At 62.2% G+C, this 23,678-nt stretch carries 19 protein-coding genes and 1 pseudogene; 17 read left to right on the top strand and 3 right to left on the bottom strand.

Features of this window, described 5'->3' with window-relative positions:
• Nucleotides 1–127 precede the first annotated feature (127 nt).
• Together BW992_RS17185 and aceA are read left to right on the top strand one after the other, a co-directional pair.
• Nucleotides 128–889, top strand: a complete 762-nt coding sequence (locus BW992_RS17185) for a secretin N-terminal domain-containing protein (protein WP_072392845.1) — start codon at nucleotides 128–130, stop codon at nucleotides 887–889.
• Between the two features lie 493 nt (nucleotides 890–1,382).
• Complete coding sequence (gene aceA, locus BW992_RS17180) at nucleotides 1,383–2,708, top strand: isocitrate lyase (RefSeq protein ID WP_072392842.1); 1,326 nt, start codon at nucleotides 1,383–1,385, stop codon at nucleotides 2,706–2,708.
• A gap of 106 nt (nucleotides 2,709–2,814) precedes the next feature.
• Here aceA and BW992_RS27575 read toward each other — a convergent pair whose 3' ends face one another.
• Together BW992_RS27575 and BW992_RS27570 are read right to left on the bottom strand one after the other, a co-directional pair.
• Nucleotides 2,815–3,519: a methyl-accepting chemotaxis protein gene (locus BW992_RS27575; protein WP_440776421.1), complete on the bottom strand. Its 705-nt coding sequence runs from the start codon at nucleotides 3,517–3,519 to the stop codon at nucleotides 2,815–2,817.
• A gap of 201 nt (nucleotides 3,520–3,720) precedes the next feature.
• Nucleotides 3,721–4,602, bottom strand: a pseudogene (locus tag BW992_RS27570) (methyl-accepting chemotaxis protein); the annotation flags it as partial.
• Nucleotides 4,603–5,612: 1,010 nt separating this feature from the next.
• On the opposite strand from BW992_RS27570, the gene BW992_RS17170 reads away from it, so the two are divergent.
• From BW992_RS17170 to nuoN, 13 genes are all read left to right on the top strand, one after another.
• On the top strand, nucleotides 5,613–6,026 hold the full coding sequence (locus BW992_RS17170; protein ID WP_030141323.1) for an NADH-quinone oxidoreductase subunit A: 414 nt from the start codon (nucleotides 5,613–5,615) through the stop codon (nucleotides 6,024–6,026).
• Nucleotides 6,027–6,036: 10 nt separating this feature from the next.
• Nucleotides 6,037–6,711, top strand: a complete 675-nt coding sequence (locus BW992_RS17165; protein WP_072392835.1) for a NuoB/complex I 20 kDa subunit family protein — start codon at nucleotides 6,037–6,039, stop codon at nucleotides 6,709–6,711.
• Nucleotides 6,712–6,783: 72 nt separating this feature from the next.
• A complete protein-coding gene (gene nuoC / locus BW992_RS17160) occupies nucleotides 6,784–8,568 on the top strand; it encodes an NADH-quinone oxidoreductase subunit C/D (protein WP_072392832.1) in 1,785 nt (594 codons plus the stop codon).
• Nucleotides 8,569–8,570: 2 nt separating this feature from the next.
• Nucleotides 8,571–9,068: an NADH-quinone oxidoreductase subunit NuoE gene (gene nuoE, locus BW992_RS17155; RefSeq protein WP_072392829.1), complete on the top strand. Its 498-nt coding sequence runs from the start codon at nucleotides 8,571–8,573 to the stop codon at nucleotides 9,066–9,068.
• A complete protein-coding gene (gene nuoF / locus BW992_RS17150; protein ID WP_072392826.1) occupies nucleotides 9,065–10,423 on the top strand; it encodes an NADH-quinone oxidoreductase subunit NuoF in 1,359 nt (452 codons plus the stop codon). The genes nuoE and nuoF overlap by 4 nt, the downstream gene beginning before the upstream one ends.
• Before the next feature lie 138 nt (nucleotides 10,424–10,561).
• Entirely contained in the window at nucleotides 10,562–13,276 is a 2,715-nt protein-coding gene (gene nuoG, locus BW992_RS17145) for an NADH-quinone oxidoreductase subunit NuoG (protein ID WP_072430640.1), read from the top strand.
• A complete protein-coding gene (nuoH, locus tag BW992_RS17140; protein ID WP_072392820.1) occupies nucleotides 13,273–14,280 on the top strand; it encodes an NADH-quinone oxidoreductase subunit NuoH in 1,008 nt (335 codons plus the stop codon). Before nuoG ends, nuoH begins: the two co-directional genes overlap by 4 nt.
• Before the next feature lie 11 nt (nucleotides 14,281–14,291).
• Entirely contained in the window at nucleotides 14,292–14,840 is a 549-nt protein-coding gene (gene nuoI / locus BW992_RS17135) for an NADH-quinone oxidoreductase subunit NuoI (RefSeq protein ID WP_072392816.1), read from the top strand.
• A 9-nt stretch (nucleotides 14,841–14,849) separates the two neighbouring features.
• Nucleotides 14,850–15,350 (top strand): NADH-quinone oxidoreductase subunit J, encoded by a 501-nt coding sequence (gene nuoJ / locus BW992_RS17130; protein WP_072392813.1) that lies wholly within the window; start codon nucleotides 14,850–14,852, stop codon nucleotides 15,348–15,350.
• 4 nt (nucleotides 15,351–15,354) lie between these two features.
• Nucleotides 15,355–15,663, top strand: coding sequence for an NADH-quinone oxidoreductase subunit NuoK (nuoK, locus tag BW992_RS17125; RefSeq protein ID WP_072392810.1), 309 nt, complete (start codon nucleotides 15,355–15,357; stop codon nucleotides 15,661–15,663).
• Nucleotides 15,660–17,513, top strand: a complete 1,854-nt coding sequence (gene nuoL, locus BW992_RS17120) for an NADH-quinone oxidoreductase subunit L (protein ID WP_072392807.1) — start codon at nucleotides 15,660–15,662, stop codon at nucleotides 17,511–17,513. Before nuoK ends, nuoL begins: the two co-directional genes overlap by 4 nt.
• A 39-nt stretch (nucleotides 17,514–17,552) precedes the next feature.
• Nucleotides 17,553–19,085: an NADH-quinone oxidoreductase subunit M gene (gene nuoM / locus BW992_RS17115; protein WP_072392804.1), complete on the top strand. Its 1,533-nt coding sequence runs from the start codon at nucleotides 17,553–17,555 to the stop codon at nucleotides 19,083–19,085.
• Between the two features lie 7 nt (nucleotides 19,086–19,092).
• Complete coding sequence (gene nuoN, locus BW992_RS17110; protein WP_072392801.1) at nucleotides 19,093–20,556, top strand: NADH-quinone oxidoreductase subunit NuoN; 1,464 nt, start codon at nucleotides 19,093–19,095, stop codon at nucleotides 20,554–20,556.
• Nucleotides 20,557–20,806: 250 nt separating this feature from the next.
• On the opposite strand, the gene otnI is transcribed toward nuoN, so the two are convergent.
• The gene (otnI, locus tag BW992_RS17105) at nucleotides 20,807–21,589 is read right to left on the bottom strand and encodes a 2-oxo-tetronate isomerase (protein ID WP_072392798.1); all 783 of its coding nucleotides are present in this window, start codon (nucleotides 21,587–21,589) and stop codon (nucleotides 20,807–20,809) included.
• A 233-nt stretch (nucleotides 21,590–21,822) separates the two neighbouring features.
• Here otnI and BW992_RS17100 point away from each other — a divergent pair, with 233 nt between their 5' ends.
• Both BW992_RS17100 and BW992_RS17095 read left to right on the top strand, forming a co-directional pair.
• Nucleotides 21,823–22,932: an NAD(P)/FAD-dependent oxidoreductase gene (locus BW992_RS17100; protein WP_076406809.1), complete on the top strand. Its 1,110-nt coding sequence runs from the start codon at nucleotides 21,823–21,825 to the stop codon at nucleotides 22,930–22,932.
• Between the two features lie 236 nt (nucleotides 22,933–23,168).
• Nucleotides 23,169–23,645: a hemerythrin domain-containing protein gene (locus BW992_RS17095; RefSeq protein WP_072430643.1), complete on the top strand. Its 477-nt coding sequence runs from the start codon at nucleotides 23,169–23,171 to the stop codon at nucleotides 23,643–23,645.
• Nucleotides 23,646–23,678: the final 33 nt, after the last annotated feature.

The raw sequence follows: 23,678 nt of genomic DNA, 5'->3' as shown, positions 1-23,678 counted from the left end.
CAAGCCTTACCGAAAAACGCCCCGCCATCCCACGATGCCGGGGCGTTTTGCCGTCTACCATTCAACTTGCCCCACTCGGGGCCGACAAACTGGCAATATCAAGCCTTTGTCTCGCGGAGAAATGGACATGCCTCTACGCACCCTCCTGGTCACCCTGCTGCTCGGCTGCAGCCTGTCGGCCATGGCCGACACACAAATCGTGCCGCTGAACTACCGCACCAGCGCCGACCTGCTGCCGGTGGCGCAGAACTTCATCGGCAAGGACGGCCAGGTCAGCGCCTACGGCAACCAACTGATCGTCAACGCCGAACCTGGCAAGATCGAAGAACTCCGGCAATTCCTCGCCCAGTTGGATACCGCCCCCAAACGCCTGCTGATCACCGTGGACACCAACGAGAACAACCTGCAAGGCGACCAAGGCTACTCCATCAACGGGGCAGCCCCCAGCCAGACCCGCATCATCAACCGCAGCACAGCCAGCCGTGACGGTGGGGTGCAGCAGGTACAGGCAAGCGAAGGCCAACCGGCGCTGATCCAGGTCGGACAAAGCGTGCCCTTCACCAGCACCCAGACCGACACCTATGGCCGCATGCAGAGCCAGACCGAATACCGCAATGTCACCCAGGGTTTCTATGTCACCGCCAGCGTTACCGGCGAGACCGTTCATCTGAGCATCAGTACCAACCGTGACCGTATGAGCCAGGAACGTCCCGATGTAGTGAACGTCCAGAGTACCGACACAACAGTCAGCGGTCGCCTGGGGGAATGGATCACCCTGGCGGGCGTGAATCGCCAGACACAAGCCGACAAACAAGGCCTGACCCGCAGCTACTCGACACAAGGTCGCGACGACATGATTCTGCGGGTCAAGGTCGACACCCTGAACTGAAGCATCAAAAACTGACTGATGAGTCGTATTAGACCAAAGATGTAGTGGCTGAAAAAAAGCACTACAAAACGTTTGACGAGCAAAAAAACCGAAGGCATGATGGCCTCGCTCCCGCTAATCAGGGGCCCTGGCAAGGGCCTTCGGGTCGTCGCTTGCACCTACCCCGCGAGCCGATTCGTGTCTGTACCGCCCACAAGGTGTGTTTGACGAGGTTGCGACTGGAACGAAGTTGTCCCGAGGGACGGAAGCGTAACTAGGTAACCCGGCATCACTCTGAGTTCACATGAAGGCCCACGACGCCCGAATGCGCCCGCAGTTCGCCTCTACCTGCTCACTTTCCCCTCGAGCCCATCGTTCATCCCGTCGCCTCCTCGCCTGAACCGACTTGTATGCCCGGCCCCCTGGCCAGCGAGCAGCCTTCTTCGCCAATGTTTGGTGAAACCGGCAGGAGCAGGAATCTTCCACACCCGACGATGCGACGAGGTTTATTTCCATGGCACTGACACGCGAACAGCAAATTGCAGCCCTTGAAAAAGACTGGGCTGAGAACCCACGCTGGAAAGGCGTGAAGCGCAATTATTCCGCTGCTGACGTCGTCCGTCTGCGTGGCTCGGTTCAACCTGAGCACACCTTTGCGAAAATGGGCGCCGAGAAGCTCTGGAACCTGGTGACCCAGGGCGCCAAGCCATCCTTCCGTCCCGAGAAAGATTTCGTCAACTGCATGGGCGCCCTGACCGGCGGCCAGGCCGTACAGCAAGTCAAGGCCGGCATCCAGGCGATCTACCTGTCGGGCTGGCAAGTGGCTGCCGACAACAACTCCGCCGAATCGATGTACCCCGACCAATCGCTGTACCCGGTGGATTCGGTTCCCACCGTGGTCAAGCGCATCAACAACTCGTTCCGTCGCGCCGACCAGATCCAGTGGAAAGCCGGCAAGAACCCAGGCGACGAAGGCTACATCGACTACTTCGCGCCAATCGTGGCTGACGCCGAAGCCGGTTTCGGCGGCGTACTGAATGCCTACGAGCTGATGAAGAGCATGATCGAAGCAGGCGCCGCCGGCGTTCACTTCGAAGACCAGCTGGCCTCGGTGAAGAAATGCGGCCACATGGGCGGCAAGGTACTGGTGCCGACCCAGGAAGCCGTACAGAAGCTGACCGCTGCCCGCCTGGCCGCCGACGTCGCTGGCGTACCGACCATCATCCTGGCCCGTACCGACGCCAACGCCGCTGACCTGCTGACTTCCGACTGCGACCCGTACGACCAGCCGTTCGTGACCGGCACCCGCACCCAGGAAGGCTTCTACAAAGTCCGCGCCGGCCTGGACCAGGCAATCGCCCGCGGCCTGGCCTACGCGCCGTACGCCGACCTGATCTGGTGTGAAACCGCCAAGCCGGACCTGGAAGAAGCGCGTCGCTTCGCCGAAGCGATCAAGAAGGAATACCCGGACCAGATCCTGTCGTACAACTGCTCGCCTTCCTTCAACTGGAAGAAAAACCTGGACGACGCGACCATCGCCAAGTTCCAGCGCGAACTGTCCGCCATGGGCTACAAGCACCAGTTCATCACCCTGGCCGGCATCCACAACATGTGGCACAGCATGTTCAACCTGGCGCACGACTACGCCCGCAACGACATGACCGCCTACGTGAAACTGCAGGAGCAGGAGTTCGCCGACGCCGCCAAGGGCTACACCTTCGTGGCGCACCAGCAGGAAGTGGGCACCGGTTACTTCGACGACATGACCACCGTGATCCAGGGCGGCACCTCGTCGGTAACCGCACTGACCGGCTCCACCGAAGAAGAACAGTTCCACTGATCCATCGTTAAACGGCCCTTGCGGACCGAGTCAAAGCTAACCGCAAGGCCGCCAATCTGAAGCCCCGACTGGTTCGGGGCTTTTTTTCGCCGGCTTTGCGCTGTTTTCACACTTTGAAATGGCTCACCAGTTGCTGCAACTGGTTCCCCAGGCGCGCCAGTTCGATGCTGGAGGCTGCGGTTTCCTCGCTGGCCGAGGCGGTCTGCTCGGAGACATCGCGCACGCTCAAGATACTGCGACTGATGTCCTCGGCCACCGAACTCTGTTGCACCGCGGCGGCGGCAATCTGCTGGTTCATGGCCTGGATGCCGGAAACAGCCTGGGTGATATTGCCCAGGGAGGTGCCAGCCTTACCGGCCAATTCCACGCTGCTGTCAGTCAGTTCACGGCTGTTTCGCATGATATTCGAGACCTGGCGCGTGCCGTTCTGCATGCCCGCCACCAGGCTTTCAATCTCTTCGGTGGACTGCTGGGTACGCTGGGCCAGCCCGCGCACTTCGTCGGCGACCACGGCAAAGCCACGCCCGGCGTCACCGGCGCGAGCGGCCTCGATGGCCGCATTGAGGGCCAGCAGGTTGGTCTGCTCGGCCACCGCCCTGATCACGTCCATGATCTTGCCGATGCGCCCGCTTTCCTGCTCCAACTCGTTCATGGCTTCGACGGAGCGCCCGACTTCGCCGGCCAAACGCTCGATCTGGACGATGGCTTGCGCGACCACCTCGTCGCCGATACGGGCCTGTGCGTCGGCCTCCGACGCGGCTGCGCAAGCCTGTTCGGCATTGCGCGCGACTTCATGCACCGTCGCCGACATTTCGTGCATGGCAGTGGCCACCTGGTCAGTCTCGGTCTTCTGGCTATTGACCCCGGCACTGGTCTGCTCGGTGACAGCCGACAGCTCTTCGGCGGCGCTGGCGATCTGGGTGACGCCATCCCGGATGCCGCCGATCAGGTCGCGCAACGTAACGCCCATGCGCTGGATACCTTGCTGCAAGGCACCCAGCTCATCACCACGGGTCACGACCATGTCTTGGGTGAGGTCACCTGCCGCGATGCGATCAACCACTGCCAGCGTGTCCTGCAACGGCCGGGTAATCTGGCGCGTGATGATCACGGCCGCAAGAATCCCCAACAGTATCGCCAATGCAGTACAGCTCAACTGCAGGATCCGCGAACGGGTGCTTTCTTCATCCAGGTAGGCCAACTGGCTGGCATACATTTCATCCGTCAGGCGGGTGATGGTTTCACCCAGGTCGACGGTTTCCTGCACAGCCTTGCCAATGGCCTGGTTGCTGGCGGTGAAGTTCTGCACCGATTGGCGGTAAGCGATCAGCGCGGTTTCCAGTTGCTTGATGGTATCGGCATAGGCGGGGCCGAAAGCGCTGTTGAGGGTGTCGATGCTCTTGAACGCATTTTCAAGCTGGCGGGTGGCGGCCTGTTCGGTGGCGCTGTTGGGATTGCCGGTATAGCCACGCACTTCATAACGCACCAGGGCCACGTCCTCCTTGACCTTGAGGATCACCCTGTACAGGTCGAAGCGGCGCTCGTCCGAGACGGGCATGGCTTCCACATCACTGATGACCTTGGCAATCAGCGCGGCGCCTTTGACCGCGTTGGTCCCCATCTCCTTGCGCATGGCGGCGTCATTGCGATAGGCCTCGCGCATGGTATCCAGTGCCCGCTGATACTGCGCGCTGGCCTGCTCGATCAAGGCGAGCTTCTTCAGGTTTTCCGGTTTTCTCAGCTCTTTTGCCAGGCTTTTCTCCTTGGCGACAAGCTGCTCCAGCGACGCCTGGATCAATGCCCCTTTCTGCTCATCGCCCTTGTCCAACTGATATTGGAATCGAGCCCTGCGCAGATGGTCCAGACGGTCGCCGAACTCGGCAATGCTCGACATCCGGTCCGCACGCTCGATCATCTTGCCCAAGCTGAACCAGCCGGTCGCGGCGAGGATGGCGGTCAGAAACAGCACAACGGCAAAACCCAAAGCCAGCTTGAGCATAACGCTCATATTCGCGATCGGAGACTTCATGACATTCCTTGAGTAATCCCAGCCGCGAACGATGAAAACTGACGCAGCTATCTATGAAGAGGCATGTCTAACCAGCATTGATATAGATGATTAGATGAATGAACCGCAAAGATAGCCATTTGATATCACTCCTTCAAGACTTCCGTCTCCGACCCCTGCCGATTTTTTCGAGCAGCGGCATCGCTCATGCGCATCCTCCCCGGGTCACAGGCTCCAGGATGGACTGGATTGCCGGACATCGATCCGTCGCTCCTTTTTTTCACTCGTTTTCCTGGAAGCGGCCTACGCTTAGGAACAAGCCTGCCCCTGTGGAGCCAGGCTTGGCCGCGCTGGACGCAAGACAGTCTGCCTCGGGACTCATTTGCTGGCATCGCGGCCAAGCCTGGCCTCCACAGGAGCAGTGCCCCATGCAGCCTTGAGCGCCAGCGGCCCTCCTTTACGGAAACCTCAGCAGAAACTTCAGCGCAACGATAGAAAAATTGATCGAACGCAGTATTGGGCGGTCGGAAAAGGAGTAAAACGTCCGACGCTGACAATTGCAGTAGCGACGATTAAGACAGCTCCCCTCGACACGACTTTAAGTGCACATGGAGGGCGCAATACAGATAACAATAATTATCATTTGGAAGTCGTTATCATTGTTGCATTCCGCACGAAATATTATTGTTCAATAGCCGGCCAATGCCCGTCGGGCCGGGGCCGCGCGGCCCTGGAGGTGCGCCATGTCCTTATTCCAATAAATAATTTCGTGATCTGAATTTTACTTGCCCGGTGTTTAGCCATAAAATCACCGCGATTGATTGCTGCGACATATCGTCACTGCGTTATTTCTTTTCAAGCTCAGAGACCTTTGCTCTCTGTTAAGGATTTCCAGCATGCCCGAAGCGACAGGACTCATGGCCCACAACTGGGGCTTTGCCATTTTCCTTCTGGGTGTCGTCGGCCTGTGCGCCTTCATGCTCGGCGTCTCCAGCCTCCTCGGGTCAAAAGCCTGGGGACGCAGCAAAAATGAACCGTTCGAGTCCGGCATGCTGCCTACCGGTGGCGCCCGCTTGCGGCTCTCAGCCAAATTCTATCTGGTCGCGATGCTCTTCGTGATCTTCGATATCGAAGCCCTCTTTCTCTTTGCCTGGTCTGTGTCCGTCCGCGAAAGCGGCTGGACCGGATTCGTCGAAGCTCTCGTTTTCATAGCAATTCTGTTGGCAGGTCTTGTCTACCTTTACCGGGTGGGGGCACTTGATTGGGCTCCGGAAGCTCGGCGCAAGCGGCAAGCGAAGCTGAAACAATGAGGCTTTGGCAATGCAATACAATCTCACCAGGATCGACCCCGATGCTCCTAACGAGCAGTATCCGATCGGCAAGCGGGAAACCGTCGCCGATCCGTTAGAAGATCAAGTCCACAAGAATATCTTCATGGGCAAGCTCGAAGACGTGCTGAACAGCACGGTCAACTGGGGTCGCAAGAACTCCCTGTGGCCGTACAACTTCGGCCTTTCGTGCTGCTACGTGGAAATGACCACCGCCTTCACGGCGCCCCACGACATCGCGCGCTTCGGCGCCGAGGTAATCCGGGCATCGCCGCGCCAGGCGGACTTCATGGTTATCGCCGGTACGCCGTTCCTGAAGATGGCCCCCATCATCCAGCGCCTGTATGAGCAGATGCTGGAACCCAAGTGGGTCATTTCCATGGGCGCCTGTGCCAACTCCGGTGGCATGTATGACATCTATTCCGTGGTTCAGGGAGTCGACAAGTTCCTCCCGGTGGATGTCTACGTGCCCGGCTGCCCGCCTCGTCCCGAAGCGTTCCTGCAAGGCCTGATGCTGCTGCAGGAATCCATCGGACAGGAACGTCGCCCGCTTTCCTGGGTCGTCGGCGATCAAGGCGTCTACCGCGCCGACATGCCGTCGCAAAAGGCCGAGCGCCGCGAACAGCGAATCGCAGTCACCAACCTGCGCAGCCCCGACGAAGTCTGATCCAGCTCTGTTCCGTACAAGAAACGAGAAACTGGCTTCATTCTTTACGTTGACCGAAAGCGATAAATAACCATGACTACAGGCAGTGCTCTGTACATCCCGCCTTACAAGGCAGACGACCAGGATGTGGTCGTCGAACTGAACAACCGTTTTGGCCCCGAGGCGTTCACCGCCCAGGCAACCCGCACCGGCATGCCGGTGCTGTGGGTTGCCCGCGAGAAGCTCGTCGAAGTCCTGACTTTCCTGCGCAACCTGCCCAAGCCCTACGTCATGCTCTATGACCTGCACGGCGTGGACGAGCGCCTGCGTACCAAGCGCCAAGGGCTGCCGAGCGGTGTCGACTTCACCGTGTTCTACCACCTGCTGTCGGTGGAACGTAATAGTGACGTAATGATCAAGGTCGCCTTGTCCGAAAACGACCTCAGCGTGCCCTCCGTGACCGGTATCTGGCCGAACGCCAACTGGTACGAGCGCGAAGTCTGGGACATGTTCGGCATCGACTTCCGCGGTCACCCGCACCTGACACGCATCATGATGCCGCCGACCTGGGAAGGTCACCCGCTGCGCAAGGACTTCCCGGCCCGCGCCACCGAGTTCGACCCGTTCAGCCTGTCCCTGGCCAAGCAGCAGCTGGAGGAAGAAGCCGCGCGCTTCAAACCCGAAGACTGGGGCATGAAGCGCTCCGGGGCGAACGAGGACTACATGTTCCTCAACCTCGGCCCGAACCACCCTTCGGCCCACGGTGCGTTCCGCATCATCCTGCAACTGGACGGCGAAGAGATCGTCGACTGCGTCCCGGACATCGGCTATCACCACCGTGGCGCCGAGAAGATGGGCGAGCGCCAGTCCTGGCACAGCTACATCCCGTACACCGACCGCATCGACTACCTCGGCGGCGTGATGAACAACCTGCCGTACGTGCTCTCGGTCGAGAAACTGGCCGGTATCACGGTACCGGACCGGGTCAACGTGATTCGCATCATGATGGCCGAGTTCTTCCGTATCACCAGCCACCTGCTGTTCCTCGGTACCTATATCCAGGACGTCGGCGCCATGACTCCGGTGTTCTTCACGTTCACCGACCGCCAGCGGGCCTACACGGTGATCGAAGCCATCACCGGCTTCCGCCTGCACCCGGCCTGGTACCGCATCGGCGGCGTCGCCCACGACCTGCCCCGGGGCTGGGAAAAGCTGGTCAAGGATTTCGTCGAGTGGATGCCCAAGCGCCTGGACGAATACACCAAGGCCGCCCTGCAGAACAGCATTCTCAAGGGTCGTACCATCGGGGTCGCTGCCTACAACACCAAAGAGGCCCTGGAATGGGGCGTCACCGGTGCCGGCCTGCGTTCCACCGGCTGCGATTTCGACCTGCGCAAGGCTCGCCCCTATTCCGGCTACGAGAACTTCGAATTCGAAGTACCACTGGCCGTCAACGGCGATGCCTATGACCGCTGCATGGTTCGCGTCGAGGAGATGCGCCAGAGCATCAAGATCATCGACCAGTGCATGCGCAACATGCCGGAAGGCCCGTACAAGGCGGATCACCCGCTGACCACGCCGCCGCCAAAGGAGCGCACGCTGCAACACATCGAGACCCTGATCACGCACTTCCTGCAGGTTTCGTGGGGCCCGGTCATGCCGGCCAACGAATCCTTCCAGATGATCGAAGCGACCAAGGGTATCAACAGTTATTACCTGACGAGCGATGGCGGCACCATGAGCTACCGCACCCGGATCCGCACTCCAAGCTATCCGCACCTGCAGCAGATCCCTTCGGTGATCAAAGGCAGCATGGTCGCGGACTTGATCGCGTACCTGGGTAGTATCGACTTCGTTATGGCCGACGTGGACCGCTAAGCATGAACAGCACGCTTATCCAGACAGACCGTTTCGCCCTGAGCGAAACCGAGCGCTCGGCCATCGAGCACGAGCTGCATCACTACGAAGACCCGCGCGCGGCGTCTATCGAAGCCCTCAAGATCGTCCAGAAGGAACGTGGCTGGGTACCCGATGGCGCGCTCTACGCCATCGGCGAGATCCTCGGCATTCCGGCCAGCGACGTCGAAGGCGTCGCCACCTTCTACAGCCAGATCTTCCGCCAGCCGGTGGGCCGCCACATCATTCGCGTCTGCGACAGCATGGTCTGCTACATCGGCGGCCACGAGTCGGTGGTCGGCGAGCTGCAGAGCAAACTGGGCATCGGCCTGGGCCAGACCACTGCCGACGGCCGCTTCACCCTGCTGCCGGTGTGCTGCCTGGGCAACTGCGACAAGGCCCCGGCACTGATGATCGACGACGACACCTTCGGTGACGTTACGCCAGCCGGCGTTGCCAAACTGCTGGAGGGCTACGTATGACCCTGACTTCCTTCGGGCCCGCCAACCGCATCCAGCGTTCGGCCGAAACCCACCCCCTGACCTGGCGCCTGCGTGACGACGGCGAGCCGGTCTGGCTGGACGAATACCAGGCCAAGAACGGCTATGCCGCCGCGCGCAAGGCCTTCACCGACATGGGCCAGGACGACATCGTCCAGACCGTGAAGGACTCGGGCCTCAAGGGCCGCGGCGGCGCGGGCTTCCCTACCGGCGTGAAGTGGGGACTGATGCCCAAGGACGAATCCATCAATATCCGCTACCTGCTGTGCAACGCGGATGAGATGGAGCCCAACACCTGGAAGGACCGCATGCTGATGGAGCAACTGCCCCATCTGCTGATCGAAGGCATGCTCATCAGCGCCCGGGCGCTGAAGACCTACCGCGGCTATATCTTCCTGCGCGGCGAATACACCACCGCCGCCAGGCACCTGAACCGTGCCGTGGAAGAAGCCAAGGCCGCGGGCCTGCTGGGCAAGAACATCCTGGGCAGCGGCTTCGATTTCGAGCTGTTCGTCCACACGGGCGCCGGGCGTTATATCTGCGGTGAAGAAACCGCACTGATCAACTCCCTGGAAGGACGCCGCGCCAACCCGCGCTCCAAGCCGCCCTTCCCTGCCGCCGTGGGCGTGTGGGGCAAGCCGACCTGCGTGAACAACGTCGAGACCCTGTGCAACGTGCCGGCGATCATCGCCGACGGCGTGGACTGGTACAAATCCCTGGCCCGCGACGGCAGCGAAGACATGGGCACCAAGCTCATGGGCTTCTCCGGCAAGGTCAAGAACCCCGGCCTGTGGGAGCTGCCCTTCGGCATCACCGGCCGCGAGCTGTTCGAGGACTACGCCGGCGGCATGCGCGACGGCTACAAGCTCAAGTGCTGGCAGCCCGGCGGTGCCGGTACCGGCTTCCTGCTGCCCGAACACCTGGACGCGCAGATGTATGCCGGCGGCATCGCCAAGGTCGGGACCCGCATGGGTACCGGCCTGGCCATGGCGGTGGACGACAGCGTCAGCATGGTTTCGCTGCTGCGCAACATGGAAGAGTTCTTCGCTCGTGAGTCGTGCGGCTTCTGCACCCCTTGCCGCGATGGCCTGCCATGGAGCGTCAAGTTGTTGCGGGCCATCGAGAATGGCGAAGGCCAGGCCGGCGACATCGAGACCCTGCTGGGCCTGGTGGGTTTCCTCGGCCCGGGCAAGACCTTCTGTGCCCACGCACCGGGTGCCGTGGAACCGCTGGGCAGCGCGATCAAGTACTTCCGCCCTGAATTCGAGGCCGGCATCGCGCCAACCCGCGCCGGCGATCTCAATCAGGTGGTCACGCCGACCATGGTCGGCGCGTAACAACGCTTAAGAAGGCGAAGGGTCCGTGCCCTTCGCCTTTTCGTCCGATGACGCCTCCTGGGCTGTTTGGACTCGGACGAACGACAAGATTCCATTAGCCACGCCCGCTGACACCGGGCCAACGAAGAACTTTGAACCATGGCCACTATCCACGTAGACGGCAAAGCGCTCGAAGTCGATGGGGCAGACAACCTGTTACAGGCATGTCTGTCGCTAGGCCTCGACATCCCTTATTTCTGCTGGCACCCCGCGCTTGGTAGCGTCGGGGCCTGCCGCCAGTGCGCAGTCAAGCAGTACACCGACGAGAACGACACCCGTGGTCGCATCGTCATGTCCTGCATGACCCCTGCCACCGACAACACCTGGATCTCCATCGACGATGAGGAATCCAAGGCGTTCCGCGCCAGTGTCGTCGAATGGCTGATGACCAACCACCCGCACGACTGCCCGGTCTGCGAGGAAGGTGGTCACTGCCACTTGCAGGACATGACCGTGATGACCGGTCACAACGAGCGCCGTTATCGCTTCAAGAAGCGCACCCACCAGAACCAGCAGCTGGGCCCGTTCATTTCCCATGAGATGAACCGTTGCATCGCCTGCTACCGCTGCGTGCGCTTCTACAAGGACTACGCCGGCGGCACCGACCTGGGCGTGTTCGGCGCCCACGACAACGTGTACTTCGGTCGCGTCGAAGACGGCACCCTGGAAAGCGAATTCTCCGGCAACCTCACCGAGGTCTGCCCGACCGGTGTGTTCACCGACAAGACCCACTCCGAGCGCTACAACCGCAAGTGGGACATGCAGTTCGCGCCAAGCATCTGCCACGGCTGCTCCAGCGGTTGCAACATCAGCCCGGGCGAACGCTACGGCGAACTGCGTCGCATCGAAAACCGCTACAACGGTTCGGTGAACCAGTACTTCCTGTGCGACCGCGGCCGTTTCGGCTACGGCTACGTCAACCGCAAGGACCGCCCTCGCCAGCCGCTGCTGGCCGACGGCACCAAGCTGAGCCTGGACGAAGCCCTGGACAAGGCCGCCGACCTGCTGCGCGGCCGCAACATCGTCGGCATCGGCTCGCCACGGGCCAGCCTGGAAAGCAACTACGCGCTGCGTGAGCTGGTCGGTACCGAACACTTCTACAGCGGTATCGAAGCCGGCGAGCTGGAACGCATCCGCCTGGTGCTGCAAGTGCTCAAGGACAGCCCGCTGCCCGTGCCGACGATGCGTGACATCGAAGACCACGACGCAGTGTTCGTCCTCGGTGAAGACCTGACCCAGACCGCGGCCCGCATGGCCCTGGCCTTGCGTCAGTCGGTCAAGGGCAAGGCCGAGGAGATGGCCGACGCCATGCGTGTCCAGCCATGGCTCGACGCTGCCGTGAAGAACATCGGCCAGCATGAGCTGAACCCGCTGTTCATCGCCAGCCTCGCCGAAACCAAGCTCGATGACGTGGCCGAGGAATGCGTCCATGCAGCTCCGGACGACCTGGCGCGCATCGGTTTCGCCGTGGCCCACGCCCTGGACGCCAGCGCCCCGGCCGTCGAAGGCCTGGACAGCGAAGCAGGCGCATTGGTACAGCGCATCGCCGACGCCCTGCTGGCGGCCAAGCGTCCGCTGGTCATCGCCGGTACCTCCCTGGGCTCCAAGGCCCTGATCGAAGCGGCCGCCAACATCGCCAAGGCCCTCAAGCTGCGGGAAAAGAACGGCTCCATCAGCCTGGTGGTGCCCGAAGCCAACAGCCTCGGCCTGGCCATGCTCGGCGGCGAGTCGGTGGACGCGGCGCTGCAAGCCGTGATCGACGGCAGCGCCGATGCCATCGTGGTGCTGGAGAACGACCTGTTCACCCGCACCGACAAGGCCAAGGTGGACGCCGCGTTGAATGCCGCGAAAGTGGTGATCGTCGCCGACCATCAGAAAACCGCCACCACCGACCGCGCCCACCTGGTGCTGCCGGCGGCGAGCTTCGCCGAAGGCGACGGGACGCTGGTCAGCCAGGAAGGTCGCGCCCAGCGTTTCTTCCAGGTCTTCGACCCGCAATACCTGGACGCCAGCATCCTGGTCCACGAGGGCTGGCGCTGGCTGCATGCCCTGCGCGCCACCCTGCTGAACCAGCCGATCGACTGGACCCAACTGGACCACGTCACGGCTGCAGTCGCATCGAGCTCCGCTCAACTGGCCGGCATCGTCGACGCCGCACCGTCCGCCTCGTTCCGCATCAAGGGCTTGAAGCTGGCCCGTGAACCGCTGCGTTATTCCGGCCGCACCGCGATGCGCGCCAACATCAGCGTCCACGAACCGCGCACCCCGCAGGACAAGGACACCGCGTTCGCCTTCTCGATGGAAGGTTACTCGGGCTCGGCCGAACCGCGCTCGCAAGTGCCGTTCGCCTGGTCGCCGGGCTGGAACTCGCCCCAGGCCTGGAACAAGTTCCAGGACGAGGTCGGTGGTCACCTGCGTGCCGGCGATCCGGGCACTCGCCTGATCGAAAGCCAGGGCGATGGCCTGGGCTGGTTCGCCAATGTACCGCGCGCTTTCAATCCGGCCCCGGGCACCTGGCAGGTCGTACCGTTCCATCACCTGTTCGGCAGCGAAGAGAACTCTTCCAAGGCCGCTCCGGTACAGGAACGCATCCCGGCCGCCTACGTGTCTCTGGCCAAATCGGAGGCCGATCGCCTGGGCGTCAACGACGGCGCCCTGCTGAGCCTGAACGTCGCGGGCCAGACCTTGCGCCTGCCGCTGCGTATCAATGAGCAACTGGGCGCCGGCCTGGTGGCCCTGCCGGCCGGCCTGGCGGGTATCCCACCGGCGGTGTTCGGCAAGACCGTCGATGGTCTGCAGGAGGCAGCGCAATGAGCTGGTTCACCCCTGAAGTGATCGAAGTGATCCTGACAGTCCTCAAGGCCATCGTGATCCTGCTGGCCGTGGTGGTCTGCGGGGCACTGCTGAGCTTCGTCGAACGTCGCCTGCTGGGCTGGTGGCAGGACCGCTACGGTCCGAACCGCGTCGGCCCGTTCGGCATGTTCCAGATCGCCGCCGACATGGTCAAAATGTTCTTCAAGGAAGACTGGACGCCACCGTTCGCCGACAAGGTGATCTTCACCCTGGCACCGGTGGTGGCCATGAGCGCCTTGCTGATCGCCTTCGCGATCATCCCGATCACCCCGACCTGGGGCGTGGCGGACCTGAACATCGGCCTGCTGTTCTTCTTCGCCATGGCCGGCCTTTCGGTGTATGCGGTGCTGTTCGCCGGTTGGTCGAGCAACAACAAGTTCGCCCTGCTGGGCAGCCTGCGTGCTTCGGCCCAGACCGTGTCCTACGAAGTGTTCATGGGCCTGGCGCTGATGGGCGTCGTGGTCCAGGCCGGTTCGTTCAACATGCGCGACATCGTCGAGTACCAGGCGCAGAACCTGTGGTTCATCATTCCGCAGTTCTTCGGCTTCTGTACGTTCTTCGTCGCTGGCGTGGCCGTGACTCACCGTCACCCCTTCGACCAGCCGGAAGCGGAACAGGAACTGGCCGATGGTTACCACATCGAATACGCCGGCATGAAATGGGGCATGTTCTTCGTCGGTGAATACATCGGCATCGTCCTGATCTCGGCACTGCTGGTCACGCTGTTCTTCGGCGGCTGGCATGGTCCGTTCGGCATCCTGCCGCAACTGTCCTTCGTGTGGTTCGCCCTGAAGACCGCGTTCTTCATCATGCTGTTCGTCCTGCTGCGCGCCTCGATCCCGCGCCCACGCTACGACCAGGTGATGGACTTCAGCTGGAAATTCTGCCTGCCACTGACCCTGATCAATTTGCTGGTGACCGCTGCGATCGTGTTGTTGAACACGCCTGCGGCCGCGGTTCAGTGAGGATTTGACCCATGTTCAAATATATTGGCGACATCGTTAAGGGTACCGGTACCCAACTGCGGAGCCTGGTCATGATCTTCGGCCATGGCTTCCGCAAGCGCGACACCCTGCAATACCCCGAAGAAGCGGTCTACCTGGCACCTCGCTACCGTGGCCGCATCGTCCTGACCCGCGACCCCGACGGCGAGGAACGCTGCGTGGCCTGCAACCTGTGCGCCGTGGCTTGCCCGGTAGGCTGCATCTCGCTGCAGAAAGCCGAGACCGAAGACGGTCGCTGGTACCCGGACTTCTTCCGCATCAACTTCTCGCGTTGCATCTTCTGCGGCCTTTGCGAAGAAGCCTGCCCGACCACCGCGATCCAGCTCACGCCGGATTTCGAAATGGCCGACTTCAAACGTCAGGACCTGGTGTACGAGAAAGAAGACCTGCTGATTTCCGGTCCCGGTAAAAACCCTGATTACAACTTCTATCGTGTTGCAGGTATGGCCATTGCCGGTAAGCCGAAAGGTGCCGCGCAGAACGAAGCCGAGCCGATCAACGTGAAGAGCTTGCTGCCTTAAGGAAGAAAGATGGAATTCGCTTTCTATTTCGCATCGGGTATCGCGGTGGTGTCCACGCTTCGAGTGGTCACCAACACCAACCCCGTGCACGCCCTGCTCTACCTGATCATTTCGCTCATCGCCGTGGCCATGACGTTCTTCAGCCTCGGCGCACCGTTCGCCGGTGCCCTGGAAGTGATCGCCTACGCCGGCGCCATCATGGTGCTTTTCGTGTTCGTGGTGATGATGCTGAACCTGGGCCCTGCCTCGGTCCAGCAGGAGCGCTCCTGGCTCAAGCCGGGCATCTGGGCCGGGCCGGTGATCCTCGCCGCCCTGCTGCTGGGTGAACTGCTGTATGTGCTGTTCGCTCACCAGAGCGGCCAGGCCATCGGCCAAACCACCGTGGACGCCAAGGCCGTGGGCATCAGCCTGTTCGGCCCGTACCTGCTGGTGGTCGAACTCGCCTCGATGCTGCTGCTCGCCGCAGCCGTCACGGCGTTCCATTTGGGCCGTAACGAGGCGAAGGAGTAATCACATGCCTGCTATCCCTCTCGAGCATGGTCTGGCGGTTGCCGGCATCCTGTTCTGTCTCGGTCTGGTCGGCCTGATGGTCCGCCGCAACATTCTGTTCGTGCTGATGAGCCTGGAGGTCATGATGAATGCCTCCGCCCTGGCCTTCATCGTCGCGGGCGCTCGCTGGGCGCAACCGGATGGACAAGTCATGTTCATCCTGGTGATCAGCCTGGCAGCCGCCGAGGCCAGTATCGGCCTGGCGATTCTGCTGCAGCTGCATCGCCGCTTCCACACTCTCGATATCGACGCTGCCAGCGAGATGCGCGGATGAACCTACTCTTCCTGACTTTCGTATTCCCCCTCATCGGCTTCCTGCTGCTGTCGTTCTCGCGGGGCCGCTTCTCGGAAAACCTCTCGGCATTGATCGGCGTCGGTTCCATCGGCCTGTCCGCCATCGTCACGGCCTACGTGATCTGGCAGTTCAACGTCGCCCCGCCGCAAGGTGGCGCGTACGCGCAGGTGCTGTGGCAGTGGATGGCGGTGGAAGGCTTCACGCCGAGCTTCACCCTGTATCTGGACGGCCTGTCGGTGACCATGCTCGGCGTGGTGGTCGGCGTGGGTTTCCTGATCCACCTGTTCGCTTCCTGGTACATGCGCGGTGAAGCCGGTTACTCGCGTTTCTTCGCCTACACCAACCTGTTCATCGCCAGCATGCTGTTCCTGGTGCTCGGCGATAACCTGCTGTTCGTGTACTTCGGCTGGGAAGGCGTGGGCCTGTGCTCGTACCTGTTGATCGGTTTCTACTACAGCAACCGCAACAACGGCAACGCGGCGCTGAAGGCATTCATCGTGACCCGGATCGGCGACGTGTTCATGGCCATCGGCCTGTTCATCCTGTTCCAGCAGCTGGGCACGCTGAACATCCAGGAACTGCTGGTCCGTGCTCCCGAGCACTTCAAGGCCGGCGACTTCTGGATCGTCCTGGCGACCCTGATGCTGCTCGGTGGTGCCGTCGGCAAATCCGCACAGCTGCCGCTGCAGACCTGGCTGGCGGACGCGATGGCCGGCCCTACCCCGGTCTCGGCCCTGATCCACGCGGCAACCATGGTGACCGCGGGCGTGTACCTGATCGCCCGTACCCACGGCCTGTTCGCCCTGGCGCCGGACATCCTGCACCTGGTGGGCATCGTCGGCGGCGTGACCCTGGTGCTGGCCGGTTTCGCCGCCCTGGTGCAGACCGACATCAAGCGGATCCTCGCCTACTCCACCATGAGCCAGATCGGCTACATGTTCCTGGCCCTGGGTGTCGGTGCCTGGGAAGGCGCGATCTTCCACCTGATGACCCACGCGTTCTTCAAGGCCCTGCTGTTCCTGGCCTCCGGTGCGGTAATCGTTGCCTGCCACCACGAGCAGAACATCTTCAAGATGGGCGGCCTGTGGAAAAAACTGCCACTGGCTTACGCCAGCTTCATCGTCGGTGGCGCGGCCCTGGCGGCCCTGCCACTGGTGACCGCCGGCTTCTACTCCAAGGACGAAATCCTCTGGGAAGCGTTCGCCAGCGGCAACCAGGGGCTGCTCTACGCAGGCCTGGTGGGTGCGTTCATGACCTCGCTGTACACCTTCCGCCTGATCTTCATCGCGTTCCATGGTGAAGCCAAGACCGAAGCCCACGCCGGCCACGGCATCGCCCACTGGCTGCCGCTGTCGGTACTGATCGTGCTGTCGACTTTCGTCGGCGCCCTGATCACCCCACCGCTTGCCGGCGTGCTGCCACAAAGCGTCGGCCATGCAGGCGGCGAAGCCAAGCACAGCCTGGAAATCGCCTCGGGCGCCATCGCCCTGGCGGGTATCCTGCTGTCCGCCCTCTTGTTCCTGGGCAAGCGTCGCTTCGTGACCGCGATCGCCAACAGCGGCCTCGGCCGTGTCCTTTCGGCCTGGTGGTTCGCTGCCTGGGGCTTCGACTGGATCTACGACAAACTGTTCGTCAAGCCATACCTTGCGATCAGCCACATTCTGCGCAAAGACCCGCTCGACCAGACCATTGGCCTGATCCCGCGCATGGCCAAGGGCGGCCACACTGCCCTGAGCCGTACCGAGACCGGTCAACTGCGTTGGTATGCGGCTTCCATGGCGGCTGGCGCCGTGCTGGTTATCGGCGCCATCGTGCTGGTAGCGGTCTGATATGAACCTTGCGAACTTGCGAAAGGAAACGAGCCCGTCATGATTCTGCCCTGGCTAATCCTGATCCCTTTTATCGGCGGCCTGCTGTGCTGGATGGCGGAGCGTTCCAGCTCCACCCTCCCGCGCTGGATCGCGCTGCTGACCATGTCCCTGGAACTCGCGCTCGGCCTCTGGCTGTGGGCGACCGGCGACTATTCATTCGCTCCGGCCCCCGGCGCCGATCCGACCTGGGCGCTTGAATTCAAGCACCTGTGGATCGAGCGCTTCGGCATCAGCGTGCACCTGGCCCTCGACGGCCTGTCGCTGCTGATGATCCTGCTGACCGGCCTGCTGGGTATCCTCTCGGTGCTCTGCTCCTGGAAAGAGATCCAGCGCCATGTGGGCTTCTTCCACCTGAACCTGATGTGGATCCTGGGCGGCGTCGTCGGCGTGTTCCTCGCGCTGGACCTGTTCATGTTCTTCTTCTTCTGGGAAATGATGCTGGTGCCGATGTACTTCCTCATCGCGCTCTGGGGTCATAGCTCGGCGGACGGCAAGAAAACCCGGATCTACGCGGCGACCAAGTTCTTCATCTTCACCCAGGCTTCCGGCCTGATCATGCTGGTGGCGATCCTCGGTCTGGTGCTGGTCAACTTCAACAACACCGGCGTGATCACCTTCAACTACGCCGACCTGTTGAAAGTGCAGATGTCGCGCACCACCGAGTACGTGCTGATGCTGGGCTTCTTCATCGCCTTCGCGGTGAAGCTGCCGGTGGTACCGTTGCACTCCTGGCTGCCGGATGCCCACGCCCAGGCACCGACCGCAGGTTCCGTGGACCTGGCGGGTATCCTGCTCAAGACGGCGGCCTATGGTCTGCTGCGCTTCGCGTTGCCGATGTTCCCCAACGCCTCGGCCGAGTTCGCGCCGATCGCGATGACCCTCGGCCTGATCGGGATCTTCTACGGTGCGTTCCTGGCCTTCGCCCAGACCGACATCAAGCGCCTGATCGCCTTCTCCAGCGTCTCGCACATGGGCTTCGTGCTGATCGGTATCTATTCCGGCAGCCAGCTGGCCCTGCAGGGCGCGGTGATCCAGATGCTGGCCCACGGCCTGTCCGCGGCGGCGCTGTTTATCCTCAGCGGCCAGTTGTACGAGCGCCTGCACACCCGGGATATGCGTGAAATGGGTGGCCTGTGGTCGCGCATCGCCTACCTGCCGGCCATCAGCCTGTTCTTCGCGGCCGCTTCCCTGGGCCTGCCGGGTACCGGCAACTTCGTCGGCGAGTTCCTGATCCTGATCGGCACCTTCGTCAGTTCGCCGTGGATCATCGCCATCGCCACCTCCGGCCTGGTGTTCGGTTCGGTCTACTCGCTGATCATGATCCACCGCGCCTACTTCGGCCCGTCCAGGTCGGACGAAGTGCTGCGCGGCATGGACGGTCGCGAACTGATCATGGTGCTTGGCCTTGCGGTGTTGCTGATTTACCTCGGCGTCTACCCGCAACCGTTCCTCGACACCTCTGCCGCCACGATGCATGGCGTGCAGCAGTGGCTCGGCACCGCCTTCTCTCAACTCGCTTCGGCCCGGTAAGAGCGCTATGGAATTCACGATTCAACACTTTATCGCGCTTGCGCCGCTGTTGATCACCAGCGCCACGATCCTCGTGGTGATGCTGGCGATCGCCTGGCGCCGCAATCACTCCCAGACCTTCCTGCTGTCGGTGGCGGGGCTGAACCTGGCCTTGCTGTCGATCCTGCCGGCCCTGAAAGTCGCCCCGCTGACGGTCACCCCGCTGTTGCAGATCGACAGCTTCGCCTGCCTGTACATGGCGCTGATCCTGGTCGCCACCCTGGCCTGTGTCACCCTCGCCCACGCCTACCTGGGCGATGGCGGTTCGGGCTACCCGGGCAATCGCGAAGAGCTGTACCTGCTGATCCTCATGGCCGCCGCCGGTGGCCTGGTCCTGGTCAGCGCCCAGCACCTGGCCAGCCTGTTCATCGGCCTGGAGCTGCTGTCGGTGCCTGTGTACGGCCTGGTGGCCTATGCCTTCTTCAACAAGCGCTCTCTGGAAGCCGGCATCAAGTACATGGTGCTGTCGGCGGCCGGCTCTGCGTTCCTGTTGTTCGGCATGGCCCTGCTCTACGCCGAAGCCGGCACCTTGAGCTTCGTCGGTATCGGCCAGGCCCTGGCGGCCACCGGCCTGCCCAGCCCGGTCGCGCAACTGGGCCTGGGCATGATGCTGATCGGCCTGGCGTTCAAGCTGTCGCTGGTGCCCTTCCACCTCTGGACCCCGGACGTCTACGAAGGCGCCCCGGCCCCGGTGGCGGCGTTTCTGGCCACAGCTTCCAAGGTGGCGGTGTTCGCCGTGATGGTGCGTCTGTTCCAGATCTCTCCGGTGGCCAGCAGTGGCGTCATGAGCAACGTGCTGACCATCATTGCCATCGCCTCGATCCTGTTCGGTAACCTGCTGGCCCTGACCCAGAGCAACCTCAAGCGTCTGCTGGGTTACTCGTCCATCGCCCACTTCGGCTACCTGCTGATCGCCCTGATCGCCAGCAAGGGCCTGGCCGTGGAAGCCATTGGCGTGTACCTGGTCACCTACGTGATCACCAGCCTTGGCGCGTTCGGCGTGATCACCCTGATGTCCTCGCCGTACAACGGCCGCGACGCCGACGCCCTGTACGAATACCGCGGCCTGTTCTGGCGCCGTCCGTACCTGACCGCCGTGCTCACCGTGATGATGCTGTCCCTGGCCGGTATCCCGCTGACCGCCGGCTTCATCGGCAAGTTCTACATCATCGCCACCGGCGTCGAGGCTCACCAATGGTGGCTGGTCGGCTCCCTGGTGCTGGGCAGTGCCATCGGCGTGTTCTACTACCTGCGCGTCATGGTCACCCTGTACCTGATGGAACCGAACCTGCGTCGTCACGATGCCGAGTTGCACTGGGAACAGAAGGCAGGCGGCGTGATGCTGCTGGCCATCGCCGTATTGGCGTTCTTCCTCGGCGTCTACCCACAGCCATTGCTGACCCTGGTTCAGCAGGCGGGCCTGACGGGCTGATCGCGAATGCTGTTCGCTTGAAGAAAAACCGTATCGCGAGATACGGTTTTTTTATGCCCGAGAAAAGCGTCGTTCGGCTTTACGCCTCGTCCGCCTACCGCGGTTTCGCGGCCAAGTGCACCACTACCACGGCCCTGCCCTTCCAGTCACCGGGCACAGACCGCTGCCACCGCCAAGGTTGCTCCAGGTGTGATCTGGCGCAGTGATCGGTCATCAGTCCGCCATGGCGAGCAGGCACGCTCCACAAGCGTCAGCGTGCCTTCCAGTCCCGCAGCCACCGCAGACCCACTGAAGTATCGCCGCGCGGCCGATATTCGCATCCGACCCAGCCGTCATAGCCCAACTCATCCAGCAGCTCGAACACAAAGGGATAATTGACTTCCCCAAGGTCCGGCTCGTGGCGGTCCGGCACGCCGGCAATCTGGACATGGCCGATGCGGTTGAAGTCGCGCCGCAATTTGCTCGCCAGGTCACCTTCGACAATCTGGCAGTGGTAGCAGTCGAACTGGACCTTGAGGTTGTCGGCCCCCACTTCCCGGCAGATGGCCTGGGCCTGGTCCTGGCGATTCAGGAAAAAGCCAGGCATGTCCCGGGTATTGATCGGTTCGAGCAGCACAGTGATCCCGGCTTTCGCGGCCTGGGCCGTGGCATGGGCGAGGTTCTCCAGATACACCGCGTGATATCGCGCCCGCTCGGCTTCGGACGGGAGCACGCCGGCCATGACATGAATCCTGGAGTTGCCCAGTACCGCGGCATAATCCAGGGCACGCTCGAAACCCTCGCGAAATTCCTGCTCACGTCCCGGCAACGACACGATCCCCCGCTCCCCCGCAGCCCAATCCCCGGGTGGCGCGTTGAACAGCACCTGGACAAGGCCGTTGTCATCGAGCCTCTGCTTGAGCACCTGAGGGGTGTGGTCATAGGGGAACAGGTACTCGACAGCCGAAAAACCATCGGCCGCCGCAGCCGCGAAACGCTCCAGGAAATCATGTTGCGGGTACAGCATGCTGAGGTTGGCTGCAAAACGAGGCATCGGGGATTCTCCGTGGACAAGGTCAGACAAAAGGCCCGATCGGCAAGTCGATCGCCTAGGGTACGTACGGGCAACGTAGGGAACGCGCGGCCCAAATGCGCAGCCCGTACGCCTCGTTGAGTCCGGCCAGTTTAATCACATCCATGTTTTCGTCACCTCCACGCTTCACCCCTTCCCCGGGCGAGGCTACCCTGAACGCGCTCAGGTCTTTCCCTATTGAAGGAGAATCGAGGTTGCGTGTGGATATCCAATGCGTAGTGGCAGGCGCAGGGGTCGTCGGCCTGGCCGTGGCGCGGGAGATGGCCCGCGCCGGCCATGAAGTGCTGGTGATCGAATCCGGTGCCGCCGTCGGCATGGGCATCAGCTCGCGAAACTCCGAGGTCATTCATGCCGGCATCTACTACCCGCCGGGCAGCCTCAAGGCGCAGTTGTGTGTCGAAGGTCGACACCGGCTGTACGCTTATTGTGAAAGCCATGGCGTGGCCACCCGACGCCTCGGCAAATTGATCGTCGCCAGAGACCAGGCGCAATTGGCCGGCCTCCAGGCACTGCTCGAACGCGGGCTGGCCAATGGGGTGGACGACTTGCGCCTGCTTGACCGGACGCAGGCACTGGCCCTGGAACCGGCGCTGGCCTGTGTCGCCGCGCTGTACTCGCCCTCCACCGGCATCGTGGATTCCCATGGCCTGATGCTGGCGTTGCAGGGCGATGCCCAAGCGGCCGGGGCGGACGTTGCGTTCCATTCACCGCTACTTGGGGTTCGCATCGAAGCCGGGCATTTCACCCTGGAGGTGGGCGGCTCGGCACAGATGAGCCTGTCCTGTCGCCTGCTGATCAATGCCACCGGCTTGCACGCGCCTGCCCTTGCCCGGCGCATGGAAGGCCTGCCAGCGCAGACGGTGCCCGATGACTACCTGTGCAAGGGCAACTACTTCAGCCTTGCCGGGCGCGCGCCGTTCCGCCACTTGATCTACCCGGCTCCGCAAGCCGCCGGCCTGGGTACCCACATGACCCTGGACATGGCGGGCCAGGCCCGCTTCGGCCCTGACGTGGAATGGGTCGACCACGAGGACTACCGGGTCGATCCGGTCCGGGCCGAGGTTTTTTATCCGGCGATTCGCGATTACTGGCCAGGCCTGCCGGACCAGAGCCTGCAACCGGCCTATAGCGGTATCCGCCCGAAAATTTCCGCTCCCGGCGAACCTGCCCGGGACTTCCTCATCAGCAGCGAGGCCGAGCACGGGGTACCGGGCCTGATCAACCTGTTCGGTATCGAATCGCCAGGGCTGACTTCCTGCCTGGCCATTGCCGCCAAGGTTCGGCACCTGCTCGAAACGCCTTAGCGAATCGGGCCACCCACCCGATCAGGCAGGGAGCGATTGGCGGACAGCGCAAAGTGCAAGGTGCTTTTCCCCGCTTCATGCAGGCTGCACGACGCTGAAATCCAGATGAAATCCAACCCACTGTTTTTAAAGGCTTTTCAAGAGATCAACGACTGGCACGCCCCATGCAATCCTCCTGTAACGCGGCGTCGACGCTTGAAGTCGGCCCGCAACCGTGAATTGCCGAGGAGCTGTATATGAACGCCATCGATCTGTTGAAAGCCGACCATGAGCGCGTCAAGGGCATTCTTGCCCAACTGAGCGAGTCCACCGAACGCGGCGTCAAGAAGCGCACCGACCTGTTGGCGAAGCTGGAGATGGAAATCACCATCCACACCCGGCTGGAAGAAGAAATCCTGTATCCCGCTTACAAACAGGCCGGGGGCAAGGAAGAGGTGGAGATGTACTACGAGGCCAAGGAGGAACACCGCACCGTCGACTCCCTGGTGTTGCCGGACCTGAAAGCCACCGATCCTTCCAAGCCGGAATTCGCGGGACGGGTGAAAGTGGTCAAGGAACTGCTTGAACACCACATCGAAGAAGAAGAGAAGGAAATGTTCCCTCAGGCCAAGAAACTGCTGGGCAAAGCCAAGCTGGATGCCTTGGGTGAGCAGATGGAAACCCTGAAAGCGCAATACAAGAAAGAAATGAGCAGCGCCAACCTCGCTGCCTGACCGGCCACGAATGCTTCAGCCGTCGCCTGGACG

The organism is Pseudomonas sp. 7SR1 (assembly GCF_900156465.1).
Classification (GTDB): Bacteria; Pseudomonadota; Gammaproteobacteria; order Pseudomonadales; family Pseudomonadaceae; genus Aquipseudomonas.
Note: the sequence above shows the minus strand (reverse complement) of the source record. Positions and strands in the feature narration are given on the sequence as shown.